We start from the raw sequence: 13,035 nt of genomic DNA on the forward strand, positions 1-13,035 counted from the left end.
AGATCAGCGTGTCCTGGCGTACGCCAGCGGCACGGCCGTGGACCGACCGTCCCATCTGCCGCTCAGCGTGCCCCCGGCCGGCCCGTCGGCCCCGGCCCCCGGCCGGCGCACGACGACCAGCTCGACGGTGTCGGTGTCGATGAGCGTCTGGTCCTCGTCGACCACCCGTCGCACCGCGCCGACGGCCGGTGCCTGGGCGTCGGCCACGCCGTCGACGACGACCGTCATGGTCGGCTCACGCACCTCGCGCCGGCCGTCGACCTCGAAGTACTGCTCCGCCTGGCCGCTGCCGGTGAGGATCGCGTGGGCGAGCGCGGCCGCGTACACCGGGTCGACGCAGCCGTCGTACACCCAGCGCCGGCCGAGCACCGAATGCTCGGTGGTGCCGACCAGCCAGCCGTCCGCACCGTCGAGAGGCGCGGCGCGGTAGGTGAGCGGAACATGGTGGACCGGCCCATCGGCGGCGCTGACCAGCATCGTCTCGATGCCGACCTCGCCGGCCGGGTCGTCGAAGCGGTAGGCGCCCCGGCTCACCACCTCCACGCCGGGCGGTCCGGCGAACCACTGTCGTGAGGGCAGCCAGGCCGTCAGCAGGTCCAGCTTCGTGGGGTGCAGGGTCGCCCTGTGCAGCAATGCCATGACGGCAGCCTAGTCAGAGGCCCGCGCAGGGTCGCCCGCCGATCGTGCAGCTCTCCGGCTCCCGGGCCTTCGGCCGGCTGTCGCGGACGTCGAAGCTGATCGTCTGAGATCCCCCGGCCGCCACCGCTGCTCCGGTGAAGGTGATCACCCGTCGGTCCTGTCGCCAGTTCGCGCCGTCGACGTCGTCGACGGTGGTGCCTTCGGCGAGGGTGACCACCACGGCCCAGTCCGCCACCGGTGCGGCGCCGGGGTTGCCGACCACGATCTCGCCGGTGTAGCCGAACAGTCGGTCGGATTCGGTCTCGTAGCGCGCCGTGACGGACGGCGCCGAAGGCGGAGGTGGGGCAGCCGACGTGGGCGTCCGGGAGGGCTTCGCCGACGGGGTCCGGCTCGGCCGGGCGGTCGCCGACGCGGTGGTCCGCGAGGGACGCGCCGAGGCAGTCGCCGTGGGAGCGACGGTGGTCCTGTCGGCCGTCACGGTCGGCGACGCGGTCGTGGTCGGTGCGGGCGCGGCGGCAGGCTTCGAGTCGGGCGGCAATGTCACCCATGCCGCGGTCCCCGCCAGCAGGACGGCGCCGGCGACCACGGCGACGACCGTACGACGCCGGCGGGGGTTGCGACCGGCCCTGCCACGTACGCCGATCAGCGGCAGTTCCGCGGTCATCCCACCGTCGGCCCGGCGCAGGTCGACCTGCTGGAAGGCGAGCCAGTCGAGGATGGCCGGCAGCCGTACCGTCAGCGCCTGCCGGAGCTGTTGCTCGCGCGGCTCGTGCTGCTCGGCGGACCACGCGCCGTGCGTGCTGACCTCCCGTAGCTCCAGTCGGCAGCCCTGCTTCGTGGTCGTGACCGCGCAGGTCAGCTCGCTGAGCCGGCCGGCCTCGTCGCAGGCCAGCACGAGGAGGTCCGGCTCCTGCCGCTCGGTCACCTCGACCTCGACGTTGGCCTCGAAGCCGGGCAGGCCGGCGGTGTGCAACAGCAACCGGTCCGGTACGCCCTCGACCATCTCGGCCTCGGCGATCCACCGGCCGAGCAACTCCCGATCGGTCAGAGCGCGCCAGACCCGCTCAGCCGGGTGGGACAGGTCGACCTGCGCACCGATCTCGATCACGGCGAGACTCTAACGGGTTGCCCGCCTGGCCCTGTCCCGCCCGCCCGAACCGGTTGCCGGCGTCCTGCTCAGCCCCAGCGGCTGGACCGCTGGACCACTGTGGCCAGCGCGGCCCGGGCGTCGGCGCTCACCTCGGCGACCACCTGCGCCGCCGGCACGTCCCGGGCCAGCGGGTGCGCCTGCCCGGCCCACAGGTTGGTCACCGATGCGTCCGCGTCGCGCCGGGCCGCGGCGAGCAGTGGACGCGTCAGGTGCAGCACCTGGGGGTAACCGCTCGGTGCCACCGCGTCGTGCTGGCGCAGGAAGTCGTTGGCCACGCCACGGGCCCGCTTACCGGTGTACGCCCGGGTCAACGCGGTCGGCGTGGCACTGGCAACCGCCGCCCGGTGCATCGGCGAACTGCCCGCCTCCGGGCAGCGCAGGAAGGCCGTGCCGAGTTGCGCGGCGGCAGCGCCGGCGGCCAGCACCGCGGCCACCGAGGGGCCGTCGACGAGGCCACCCGCGGCCACCAACGGCCGGTCACAGCGGGCGGCGGTCAGTCGGAGCAGCGGCAGCAACCCGTAGTCGTCGTCGTCCGGCAGGCCGCCGCGATGCCCACCGGCCTCGGTGCCCTGCACCACCACCGCGTCCACACCAAGGTCGGCGGCGGCGGTCGCGGCGTCCGGGCGGGTGACGGTGGCCCACACCTCGGTGCCCCGCTCGCGCAGGGCGGTCACCGCCGCCCGGCCGGGCAGCCCGAAAACGAAGGACACGACCGGGACCGGGTCCGCGAGCAGCGCGGCCAGCTTCTCCGGGTACGCGTCGTCGCCGCCCACCGGCTCGCCCAGGCTCACGCCGCGTTGCGCGGCCTGCGGGGCGAGCCGTTCGGCGTACGCCCGGATGGCGGCCTCGTCGACGCCGCCGGGGTCGGGCAGGAAGAGGTTCACACCGAACGGCCGGTCGGTACGCGCGCGGACCTCGGCGACGTCGGCGACCAGCCGGCCGGTGTCGATCATCCCGGCGGCGAGGAAGCCCAACCCACCCGCGGCGGACACGGTGGCCACCAGCGCGGGCGTGGACGGGCCACCAGCCATCGGGGCGGCGATGATCGGGTGGCGCAACGTGGACAGGACGGACATCCCCCCATCCTGCCGCAGGCCCGGCCCGCTCACCGGCGCGCGGTGTGCCTCCACCACAGCACGCCGGCCAACCCGAGCAGGATCAGCAGTGTTCCCGCGCCGACGGCCAGCGGCCAGGTCCGCCCAGCCCCGCCGCCGATCTCCCCGGCAGCCGGACGGACCGCCGTGGGCGACACCGGGTCGACGGACTCCGTGGACGGCGCAGCCGTGGCCGCGCTGGCGGTGGCCGGGTAGCGCAGGATCGTCGAGCGGGTGCCTGCTGGTTGACCGGCGGACTCGGAGACGGTGAGCAACGACCGACCGTCGGGACTGTAGGTGATCGACTCGCCCTGGGGCTCGTCCGGCAAGGGCGTGATCCGCGGGGTGCCGGTGGTCAACGCGCGGACCACGTCGCCGTCGGGCACGTCGTACTCGAAGGCGTCGGCGTAGCTGCGCAGCACCACCCGCCGTCCTTCCGGTGCGCTCGCCGCGCCGGTGATCACGCCGCGCCCCAGGAACGAGAACGGGTTGCTGGTCGTGGTCGAGGGCACTGTCACCTGGCCGAGCGCGGTCAGCGGCGTCGTCGCGTCCGGACGCAGCGCTGTCGCCGGCGCGTACAGGAAGACAGTGCCACTGCCGCCCTTGGTGACGATCAGCGGCCGACCGGACGCGTCGAGCAGCAGCGCCTCGGCGTCGTGCGGACGGTCCGGGTAGGTCATCCGGTGCAGCACCGGCTGCTTCGCCCCCGGCGTGAGCCGCCACACCCCGACCGTCGGTCGGGAGCGGTCGTTGTCACCGATGTCGGCGACCCAGACGGTGCCGTCCCGGCCGATGGCCAGGTCCTCGGTGTCGCGGGGCCGGGACGGGAAGGAGACGGTGCGCACCACATCGCAACGCTGGTCGAGGAAGAAGATCCGGCGGCGGGCCTCGTCGTCGGCCCCGTCGTTGATCACCACGTACCCGTCGTCGGTGGCGACCATCCCGGAGATCTCGCGCAGCCGGTCGTCGCGCACCTGGCAGACCGGCGTCCCCGCCGCCGTGGCAGCGCCCGCCGTGGCAGCGCCCGGCACCAGCACCACGGCCGGCGGTACCACGCCCGCGAGCAACGCGGTCACTACCGCCCCCGCACGAGCACGCCGCCCCCAGGTCAACCGTCCACGTCCCCGCATCGCCCACCCTCCTCGTCGCGGCCGTGACCGGCCACCCGCCCATCCTGGCCGATCCCGGCCACGGGCGGCGGTCATCGGGGGGACGCGCCGGGACCCCTGGTCGATGTACTGTCGCTCCGCCTGATCTTCACGCCAGAGGGTGGACATGTCCGTGAGCGACACCGCGCCGGCCACCCGGCTCGCACGGCGGCTGCTGCGCCGCCTCGGCCGCCCGGCCAGCGGCTCCGCCGTCGCATGGGTGCCGCTCGCCGCTGTCGTCTGCGGCCTCTTCACCGGCGCCCTGGCCAGCCGGGCCGCCTGGGAGACCTCCCGACCGCAACCCGACCGGGCCGAGGCCGCCGCAATCCTCACCGAGGTCTTTCCCGGCCACGACCTCGGCGAGATCGACACCCCGCCGGCGCTCTTCGTCGTCTACGGGCACGCGCTGCGCCTGTCGACGGTCAAGACCCTGGTGCTCGGTGACGGCGGCGAGTACCAGGAGAGCGCCACCGGCGCCGGCGCCCTCGGCGCGCCACCGGTGCCCGCCGAGCAGATCGTCACGGTGGCCCGGGAGCGCCTGACCGGTGCCGGCTGGCGGGTGTACGAACAACAGGTGTCCGACCGCGTGAGCTGCGCGGACAAGATGTGCGCCACCCCTCAGGCGGTCACCGACACCGAGCTGACCGCCCGACGTGGCGACACCATCCTGAACGCGTCGATCTCCTCGCAGACAGCCGTCGACGCCAGCTACCTCTCGGTCGAGCTGCACCGCGCGCCGCCGACCCTGGTGGTCCCCGCCGGAGTGCTCGGCACGGTACTGGGCGCGGTGGCCGGTTGGCTGGTCTTCGGCTGGACCAGCCGACGCACCGAGGAACGCCGTAGCCGCGGCACGGTGAACGGCCTGATCGGTGTGGCCACGGTGCTGTGGTGGCTGCCGGTGTTGCCGGCCGCACCGCAACTGCTGTACCACCACCTCGGCGAGCCCCATCCGGCCTGGCACCCGTACTGGGAGTGGCTGGGCCAGCCGGCCGCCTCGCTGCTCTTCCTGGTCGGCGCGGTGTGCGCGCTGCTGGCGCTGGCGCTGGCCGCCGGAACCCGCCGGAACACCACACCCGAGGCGACGGCCGACTGACCGCCGAGGGTTACCTGTCGGTGCTCAGACCGGTACGGTCCGAGATGTCCACTGTCGCGGCAGGCCCGGACGACGGCGCCCCCGCCGGGCCCGGCGCCCGGCACCGCCAGGCCGACCGGCCATGGAAGGGGCGCAGGGTGCGGATCAAAGTGGGGTTGTGTGTCGCGGCGCTGGTCGCGGCGGGACTGACGGTCGCCACACCGGCCGCCGCCACACCGGCCGCCGTCCCGGTGGCCGGCGCCACCGTGGTGCCGATCCAGGTCACCGGTGACCCGGCGACGCGGTTCAACCTGGTGCTGCTGGGCGACGGTTACACCGAGGCCGACCTACCCTCTTTCCGAGCACACGTGGACCGGCACCTCAACACCCTGTGGACGATCGAGCCGTTCAAGTCCTACCGCAGCTACTTCAACGTCTACGCCGTGGAGATCGTCTCGGCGGAGTCCGGGGTGGACTGCGACCCCGGCCTGTCCGCGCCGCGACGCGACACCGCGCTGGGCATGGGCTTCTGGGGTGGTTGCAACCCGGCGAGCGTGCAGCGTCTGCTCACGGTCGACGGCGCCGCCGCGAACGCGTACGCCGACCTGGCCGGCGGCACCAACCCCGGCAACCGCCAGTTGATCGCGCTGGCCAACAGCGGCACCTACGGTGGGGCCGGCGGCAGCAACGCCACCGCCTCCGGCGGCAACGCGCTCTCCGCGCTGATCAGTCCGCACGAGCTGGGGCACTCGCTCGGTGGCTTGCAGGACGAGTACGACTACTACGGCCGTGGGGTGCCGGGCGACACCTACAGCGGGCCGGAACCGGGCTCGGTGCATCACACCGTGCTGACCGAGCGGCAGATGCGCGACACCCGGGCCAAGTGGTGGCGCTGGCTGGGTGAGCCGAGCGAGGCGGGCGGAACGATCGGCCGCTACGAGGGCGGCCTGTACCTCCAGCGTGGGGTGTGGCGACCGAGCCGGCATTCGATGATGAAGTCGCTGGGCTTCTACTTCGACCAGGTCGGCCGGGAGCGCATGACCGAACGGATCGCCGCCCGGGTCGGCATCGTTCAGGGCGGCACGGCCACCGATCAGGCGGTCGGTGTGGACCGGCTGCTCTGGGTGGACACCCTGCACCCGGTGAGCCACGCGCTGACAGTGACATGGTCGGTGGACGGCAGAGCGGTGCCTCGTACCGGCAATGCCCGCCACCTGGACCTGCGGAAACTACGGCTCTCTCCCGGCCGGCACACGGTGACCGCCACGGTGACCGACCCGACGGAGTTCGTCCGCGACCCTGCGGTCCGCAGCTCACCGGCGCTGACCCAGACCCGCGCCTGGACCGTGGACACCGCGGTGCGTACCCCGGTGGTGGAGTCGCCGTTGGCGATCACCGCGTCCACCGCGACCGACCGGCCGGTCGGCGCGCACGACGTGGTGTACGTGCGGACCAACCAGCCCACCGATCGGGCGCCACGCGTGCGCTGGACGCTCGACGGCAGGCCGGTGGCCGACACCGGCACCGACCGGGACGTGGACCTGGGCGCACTGCGCCTGTCGCGGGGTACCCACCGGCTGACCGCCCGGGTAGAGGAGCCGGGCACCAGGAGGACGGTGACCCGCACCTGGACGGTCGACGCGACGCGGCCCGACGTGGCGTACGCCCTCTCCGAGCCGTTGCTCACCGTCGCCCGGCCCGGCCGACCCACCGAGTACGTGTACAACGGCCCGTTCAGCATGGGGTTGACCGGCACCGACGACGGCACCGGCCAGGTCACCTCGGAGTTCCGGCTCGACGGCGACGGGTGGCACAACTACTACGGCTGGCCCACCGATGCCCGATCGCCGTTCCTGTTCACCGCCACCGGCACCGACGTGGACGGCCTGGTCTACGGCAACCTCGGCTCGGGCGGCATGTCCGTGTCCCCGTTCGCCGAGCGGTCTCCCGGGTACGGCCGGCACCGCGTCGAGTACCGGGGCATCGACGCCGTCGGCAACATCGGGCCGGCCCGCGCGTTCGTGGCCACCCTGATTCCGCCACCACCGACCTGCACCACAGTGCTCACCGGCCGACACGCCGGCCCGCTGACCGTCACCGCCGGTGTCACCTGCCTGCGCGCGGCCACCGTGACCGGCCCGGTCACCGTCGCGCCCGACGCCGCCCTGGTCGCCCAGGGCTCCTCGATCGCCGGGAATCTGACGGCGTCCCGTGCCACGGCCGTCGAGGTGCTGGACACCGAGGTACGCGGCGCGGTGGCGCTGACCGGCACCACCGACCACGTCACGATGGTGGGGGCCCGGGTGGCCGGGCCGTTGGCGCTGACCGGTACCGCATCGGCGCCCATCCTCGCCGGCGGCCAGGTGGACGCGTTGGCCTGCTCGGGCGGTCCGAGCCCGGTCGACCTGGGGGCGCCCACCACGGTGCGGAATCCGACCGCGGCCCACTGCCGTCGCGTCGTGCCGCCGGCGGCATGACGATCAGCCTCAAGATTCGCGCAACTACCGGGACGTGCCGCTACCGCCGCCGCGGAGGCAGCACGTCCCGGGAACTGCCCAGATCTTGACCAGCGTGGCGGCGTGAGTGCGGCGCTGACGGGTAGGCAGCGGCCCGGCGGCATGTCGACACCCGCCGGGTGGGAGGCTCCGATGAGCACGTACCGGGACGAACAGGGCGGCACGTTCCCCCCGCCGGAGGCGGATGCCCTGGAACAGCGGCAGGACGCGTTCGACGTCGGGCCGCCGGACCGGGTGTCGGGTGACGTGGACCCGGAGGCCGCCGAGGCCGACCTGGCCGAACAGGGCGCCTTCCCGGCGGGCACGCTCGAGGAGGCGACGTCGCTGCCAGCCGACGCCAACCCGGCGGACGCCCTCGAACAGCGCCAGGAGATCCCGACCCGAGACGAGGGGCGGCGCACCTGACCACGACCGCTCCCACCGGCTCAGCCGGCGACGACCTGCCAGAGGAGGAACGCGTTGAGCGCGACCACCAGCACGGCCACCAGGGAAGCGGCGGCGGTGGTGAGCGGGTGGTTGACCAGGTTGCCCATCAGGTCGCGGCGGCGGGTGAAGGCGACCACCGGGATCAGCGCGAACGGGATGCCGAAGCTGAGGATGACCTGGGACAGCACGAGCGCCCGGGTCGGGTCGAGGCCGATGGCGAGCACGGCCAGCGCGGGCAAGAGGGTGACCAACCTACGCAGCAGCAGCGGCACCCGCCGACGCAGGAAGCCCTGCATGATCACCTCTCCGGCGTAGGTGCCGACGCTCGTGGAGGCGAGCCCGGAGACCAGCAGGGCGACGGCGAACCCGAACGCGGCGGCGGTCCCGATGGTCTGGCCGAGCCCGGCGTGCACCCCCTCCAGGCTGTCCGCACCGCCCGGGCCGCCGCCCCGGAAGCTGGCCGCAGCGATCAGCAGCATGGCGAGGTTGACCGCGCCGGCCGCGCTCAGGGCGAGCAGCACGTCGGTGCGCTGGCCGCGGAACAGGATCCGACGCTCGGTGTCGTCGGCGGCGGGAATGCGGTCGCGGGTGAGCGCGGAGTGCACGTAGATGACGTGCGGCATGACGGTCGCGCCGAGGATGCCGGCGGCCAACAGCACGCTGTCCGTGCCCTGTAGGCGCGGCACCAGACCGGCCATGGCCGAGGCGGGGTCGGAGCCGGAGGCGAGCAGGTTGGCGGCGAAGGCCAGGACGATCACCCCGAGCAGGACGGCGATGACAACCTCGAAGGCGCGGTACCCGCGCGAGCGCAGGGCGAGCACGGCGAACGCGGCCGTGCCGATGATGATCCCGCCGGGCAGCAGGGGGATGCCGAAGAGCAGGTACAGGGCGACCGCGCCACCGATCACCTCGGCCAGGTCGGTGGCCATGGCGACCAACTCGGCCTGCACCCACATCACCCGGTTCACCGGCCGGGGTAGGCGCTCCCGACACAGCTCGGGCAGGCTGCGCCCGGTGGCCAGACCCAGCTTCGCGGTGAGCGTCTGCACCAGCATCGCCATCAGGTTGGCCACCACCACGACCCAGACCAGCAGGTAGCCGTAGCGGGCGCCGGCAGCGGAGTTGGTGGCGAAGTTGCCGGGGTCGACGTACGCGACGGCGGCGACGAACGCCGGGCCGAGCAGGATCAACCGCCCGCGTACGCGGCCCCGGGCGCGAGCGGCCTGTAGTGGAGTCGCCCTCGACGTCGTCAGTTCGTTGGTGACCACCCGACACCTCCCCGTCCACGCGGATCGCTGCCGGTCCCTTCCCCGCGGGCTGACCCTTGGGTGCCAACCGGTGGCCTGCCGGTGCCACCAGGGTCCTGCCCGCCGCGCCGGGCCCGACGGCCAGCAAGCGGCGCGCCGGACGAGACGCGCCGCGCCCGAACAGAACGTGCCGCGCCGGGCTTGACAGCCGGTGGGTCACCGATGAAGCTGTCTATTAGTCCTACTGTCGTAGGACAACAGGAAGGATCATCGGGAGTGATCGAGTTCGTACTGGACAGCCGGTCGAAGGTGAACACCTACATGCAGCTCGTGCAGCAGGTGAAACAGGCGCTACGGGTTGGCCTGCTGACACCGGGCGACCAGTTGCCGAAGGTCCGGGACGTCGCGCAATCCCTGGCGATCAACCCGAACACGGTGCTGAAGGCGTACCGGGAGTTGGAGATCGAGGGTCTGGTCGGTGGCCGACCCGGGGTGGGCACGTTCGTTCAGCGCACCCTGGCCAGCGCGTCCCTGCCCAACCAGGCCGAGCTGCGCGACGACCTGGTCGCCTGGCTGCACCGGGCGCAAGCCGCCGGCCTCACGGCCGAGGACGTCATCGCCCTGGTGGAGACGACGCTGCGCGCCACCCTCGCCGACGACGCCCCACAGAAGGAGCCCGCGTGAGCGGAACGAGAGGACAAGGGATGGACATGGTCTTGGAAGCAGACCGGCTCGGCAAGCGGTACGGCAGCACCTGGGCGTTGCGGGACTGCTCGCTGCATCTGCCGGCCGGCCGGATCGCCGCGCTGGTCGGGCCGAACGGCGCGGGCAAGAGCACGCTGTTGCACCTGGCCGTCGGGCTGCTCAAGCCCGATGCCGGTGCGGTCCGGGTGTTCGGTCGCTCCCCGTACGGCGACACCGAGGGACTGGCCGACATCGGGTTCGTCGCCCAGGACACCCCGTTGTACCGGGACTTCACGGCGTCCGAGTTGGTCATCGCCGGCGGCAAGCTGAACAAGCGGTGGGACGCGACGTTGGCCCGAACCCGGCTGGCGCAGCTCGGCATCCCGCCGGACAAGCCGGTCGGCAAGCTCTCCGGCGGTCAACGGGCCCAGGTCGCGCTGGCTCTGGCACTGGCCAAGCAGCCGCGGCTGCTGCTGCTCGACGAACCGGTCGCCAGCCTCGATCCCCTGGCTCGACGGGAGTTCCTCCAGTCGTTGATGGGCAGCGTCGCGGAGTCGGGCACCACCGTCCTGCTCTCCTCGCACCTGCTGGCCGACCTGGAACGGGTCTGTGACTACCTGATCGTGCTGAACGCCTCCCAGGTGCAGCTCACCGGCGCGGTCGACGACCTGGTCGCCGAGCACCGGCAGCTCGTCGGGCCACGACACGACGGCGGCGTCATCGGGGGCGTCGCCGCAGTGGTCCGGGCCAGCCACACCGACCGGCAGTCCACGTTGCTGGTCCGCGCCGACGGGCCGGTCACCGATCCGGCCTGGACGGTCCGCGAGGTGAGCCTGGAGGACGTCGTGCTGGCCTACCTGGCCGACGGCACCACGCAGACCAGTCACAGCGAGTGGGGGGTAGCAGCATGATCTGGTTGACCTGGCGGCAACATCGCAAGCAGGCGTTCTACACGCTGCTGGCGCTCGCCGCGCTCGCCGCCCTGCTGGTGCCGATCGGCATCGCGATGCGGCACACCTTCGCCGACCTCGGGCTGACGGACTGCGCCAGCCAACTCGCCCGCGCCGACGTGGCGCAGGCGACCCGGGAGACCTGCGACGCGGGCTATCGGCGCTTCGGCAACCAGTACGGCAACCTCAGTCTGGTAGCCGTACTGCTGATCACCCTGCCGGTGCTGGTCGGCCTCTTCTGGGGTGCGCCGCTGGTCGCCCGCGAGGTGGAGCACGGTACGCACCGGTTCGTCTGGACCCAGGGCGTCGGCCGGAATCGGTGGGCCCTGGTGAAGTTCGGGCTGGTGAGCGGGTCCGCCCTGATCCTCGCGACGGTCTACGGGCTGGGCATGTCCTGGTGGGTCGACCCGCTCACCAAGGCCGCACACGAGGGCCGGTTCGGCATGATCGTCTTCGATCTGCAGGGCATCGTCCCGATCGGCTACACCCTGTTCGCCGTGGCGCTGGGCGTCTTCGCTGGCACCGTCTGGAAGCGGATGCTGCCCGCCATGGGCATCACCCTCGCCGGGTTCATCGGCGTACGGGCGGCGGTGGAGCTGCTGGCCCGACGGCACTATCAGGCGGCCCGGACCCAGACCTTCCCGATCGAGGGGGAAGGGCCACCCGAGGTCAGCCGGGGCGACTGGGTCCTCGCCCAGGGCGTCCGGAACCCCGACGGCACGATGATGGCGGAGGGTGGCCGGATCCAGTGCCCACCGGGCGGGCAGGGGCCGGACGGTCGGGTCTGCGGTGCCGAGTTGGGCCTCGAACCTGGCGCGTACAACTGGCAGCTGTACCAACCGGCGGACCGGTTCTGGCTGTTCCAAAGCATCGAGACGGGCATCTTCGTCGCCCTTGCCGTGCTCCTGCTCTACCTGGCGGTGCGCCGGATCCGCCGGATCGCCTAGCGGGGCGACGGGTGCTCGTCGGGGAGCGGGGGCCTCGGCGATCACCCGTCAGCGCAGGCCCTCGACGGTCAGCGACAGCCAGGACGCCAGGTCGTGCAGCTCCTCGTGCACGGCCCGGGTCACCTCGGGCGTGAAGGGCACGTCCTCGTGGACGGCGTGCACGGCGAGCGTGCCGCGCCGACGCTCGGCCGTGGCGTCCACCTTTCCGACCAGCCGATCGCCGTGCAGGATCGGCAGCGCGAAGTAGCCCCACCGCCGACTCGCCTTGGGCTTGTACATCTCCAGCACGTACTCGTACTCGAAGAGGTCGGCGAGGCGGACCCGGTCGTGCACCAGCCGGTCGAACGGTGACAACAGCGCCGTACGCCCGGTGAAGGGCTGACCGAGCGCGGCCGGGTCCACTCGCCACTCCCCCGCCACGCCCTCGATGACCGCTGGTTCGCCGGCGTCACCGACCTCGGCCGGCTCGCCGGGCACGACCACCGCCTTCTCCCGAGCGATGCCCAGCGCCCGCAGCCGTCGCTCGTTGCGAAGTCGGCGCGCCTGCTCCAGCTCGATGACGGGGACGTCGGCCGGGTAGACCCGCTCGGCCACGTCCCAGAGCCGCTGTCGGCCCTGGCGGCCGGCGATCGCGACTTCGCCACGCAGGACCAGGAACTCCAGCATCTGGGTGACGTTGCGGTTGTTGGTCCAGCCCGACGACGGCCAGGGCACGGCGCTCGTGTCCGGGATGTCGCGGGAGAGCAGCGGACCGGCACGGCCGAGCAGGTCGAGGACGTCTCGCCGGAACGAGTCGTTGGCGCGCAGCCACTCGCGGTGGCGCTCATGACCGGGCGACGCCGCCATCGCCGCGAGGAAGAGCCCCAGGTCGTCCATCGGTCGCACCATCGCCTGGTGCTCGAAGAGCGTCCGGTCCCGTTCGAGGGCCTCGCGCATGTGCGCTGGCTGGTACGACGAGCCGAGCCGGCTCCAGCAGACGAGGTCGGCGCTGGGCGCGACGGCCGCGGTCGGGTCGATCTGCACCAGGGTCAACTGGCGGACCACGGTCATCAGGTCGGTCGGACGCGGAGCGGCCAGCAGCTGGGCCCGGATGGCGATCCGCCGCGCCTGGGCCCGATCGAGTCGGTGCACATCCACGCCGGTGAGCCTAACGACGACCACC

At 72.9% G+C, this 13,035-nt stretch carries 12 protein-coding genes; 6 read left to right on the forward strand and 6 right to left on the reverse strand.

The features are described 5' to 3' along the window. Window positions 1-3 precede the first annotated feature (3 nt). The 4 genes from DLJ58_RS13230 to DLJ58_RS13245 all read right to left on the reverse strand — a co-directional run bounded on the left by DLJ58_RS13230 (window position 4) and on the right by DLJ58_RS13245 (window position 4,013). Window positions 4-639: a CG0192-related protein gene (locus DLJ58_RS13230; RefSeq protein ID WP_124856259.1), complete on the reverse strand. Its 636-nt coding sequence runs from the start codon at window positions 637-639 to the stop codon at window positions 4-6. Window positions 640-652: 13 nt separating this feature from the next. Beyond that, complete coding sequence (locus DLJ58_RS13235) at window positions 653-1,747, reverse strand: SRPBCC domain-containing protein (protein WP_124856261.1); 1,095 nt, start codon at window positions 1,745-1,747, stop codon at window positions 653-655. 68 nt (window positions 1,748-1,815) lie between these two features. Further along, the gene (locus DLJ58_RS13240; RefSeq protein ID WP_124856263.1) at window positions 1,816-2,865 is read right to left on the reverse strand and encodes an NAD(P)H-dependent flavin oxidoreductase; all 1,050 of its coding nucleotides are present in this window, start codon (window positions 2,863-2,865) and stop codon (window positions 1,816-1,818) included. Between the two features lie 29 nt (window positions 2,866-2,894). Further along, on the reverse strand, window positions 2,895-4,013 hold the full coding sequence (locus DLJ58_RS13245; RefSeq protein WP_244218926.1) for a hypothetical protein: 1,119 nt from the start codon (window positions 4,011-4,013) through the stop codon (window positions 2,895-2,897). A 151-nt stretch (window positions 4,014-4,164) separates the two neighbouring features. On the opposite strand from DLJ58_RS13245, the gene DLJ58_RS13250 reads away from it, so the two are divergent. From DLJ58_RS13250 to DLJ58_RS13260, 3 genes are all read left to right on the forward strand, one after another. After that, window positions 4,165-5,124, forward strand: coding sequence for a hypothetical protein (locus tag DLJ58_RS13250; protein ID WP_124856265.1), 960 nt, complete (start codon window positions 4,165-4,167; stop codon window positions 5,122-5,124). A 137-nt stretch (window positions 5,125-5,261) separates the two neighbouring features. Continuing rightward, window positions 5,262-7,580, forward strand: coding sequence for a M64 family metallopeptidase (locus DLJ58_RS13255; protein WP_208741070.1), 2,319 nt, complete (start codon window positions 5,262-5,264; stop codon window positions 7,578-7,580). A gap of 171 nt (window positions 7,581-7,751) precedes the next feature. Beyond that, on the forward strand, window positions 7,752-8,024 hold the full coding sequence (locus DLJ58_RS13260; protein ID WP_124856269.1) for a hypothetical protein: 273 nt from the start codon (window positions 7,752-7,754) through the stop codon (window positions 8,022-8,024). Between the two features lie 20 nt (window positions 8,025-8,044). Here DLJ58_RS13260 and DLJ58_RS13265 read toward each other — a convergent pair whose 3' ends face one another. Further along, window positions 8,045-9,313, reverse strand: coding sequence for an Nramp family divalent metal transporter (locus DLJ58_RS13265; protein ID WP_112624877.1), 1,269 nt, complete (start codon window positions 9,311-9,313; stop codon window positions 8,045-8,047). 255 nt (window positions 9,314-9,568) lie between these two features. Between DLJ58_RS13265 and DLJ58_RS13270 the strand changes: the two genes are divergently transcribed. Genes DLJ58_RS13270 through DLJ58_RS13280 form a run of 3 tightly spaced genes read left to right on the forward strand, consistent with a single transcriptional unit; the run spans window position 9,569 to window position 11,873 of the window. Then, window positions 9,569-9,976 (forward strand): GntR family transcriptional regulator, encoded by a 408-nt coding sequence (locus DLJ58_RS13270; protein WP_112678633.1) that lies wholly within the window; start codon window positions 9,569-9,571, stop codon window positions 9,974-9,976. A 20-nt stretch (window positions 9,977-9,996) separates the two neighbouring features. Beyond that, complete coding sequence (locus tag DLJ58_RS13275) at window positions 9,997-10,887, forward strand: ABC transporter ATP-binding protein (RefSeq protein ID WP_124856271.1); 891 nt, start codon at window positions 9,997-9,999, stop codon at window positions 10,885-10,887. Beyond that, window positions 10,884-11,873: an ABC transporter permease gene (locus tag DLJ58_RS13280; protein WP_124856273.1), complete on the forward strand. Its 990-nt coding sequence runs from the start codon at window positions 10,884-10,886 to the stop codon at window positions 11,871-11,873. The genes DLJ58_RS13275 and DLJ58_RS13280 overlap by 4 nt, the downstream gene beginning before the upstream one ends. A 48-nt stretch (window positions 11,874-11,921) precedes the next feature. Here DLJ58_RS13280 and DLJ58_RS13285 read toward each other — a convergent pair whose 3' ends face one another. Continuing rightward, window positions 11,922-13,010, reverse strand: coding sequence for a DNA glycosylase AlkZ-like family protein (locus DLJ58_RS13285; RefSeq protein ID WP_124856275.1), 1,089 nt, complete (start codon window positions 13,008-13,010; stop codon window positions 11,922-11,924). Window positions 13,011-13,035 lie beyond the last annotated feature (25 nt).

This window comes from Micromonospora arida, from assembly GCF_003857035.1.
In the GTDB taxonomy this organism is placed as follows: domain Bacteria; phylum Actinomycetota; class Actinomycetes; order Mycobacteriales; family Micromonosporaceae; genus Micromonospora; species Micromonospora arida.

What these genes read in the sequence shown, in the direction of transcription:
- DLJ58_RS13230 (WP_124856259.1), bottom strand. Translation starts at nt 639, where the DNA reads ATGGCATTGCTGCACAGGGCGACCCTGCACCCCACGAAGCTGGACCTG.
- DLJ58_RS13240 (WP_124856263.1), bottom strand. Translation starts at nt 2,865, where the DNA reads ATGTCCGTCCTGTCCACGTTGCGCCACCCGATCATCGCCGCCCCGATG.
- DLJ58_RS13245 (WP_244218926.1), bottom strand. Translation starts at nt 4,013, where the DNA reads ATGCGGGGACGTGGACGGTTGACCTGGGGGCGGCGTGCTCGTGCGGGG.
- DLJ58_RS13260 (WP_124856269.1), top strand. Translation starts at nt 7,752, where the DNA reads ATGAGCACGTACCGGGACGAACAGGGCGGCACGTTCCCCCCGCCGGAG.
- DLJ58_RS13275 (WP_124856271.1), top strand. Translation starts at nt 9,997, where the DNA reads ATGGACATGGTCTTGGAAGCAGACCGGCTCGGCAAGCGGTACGGCAGC.
- DLJ58_RS13280 (WP_124856273.1), top strand. Translation starts at nt 10,884, where the DNA reads ATGATCTGGTTGACCTGGCGGCAACATCGCAAGCAGGCGTTCTACACG.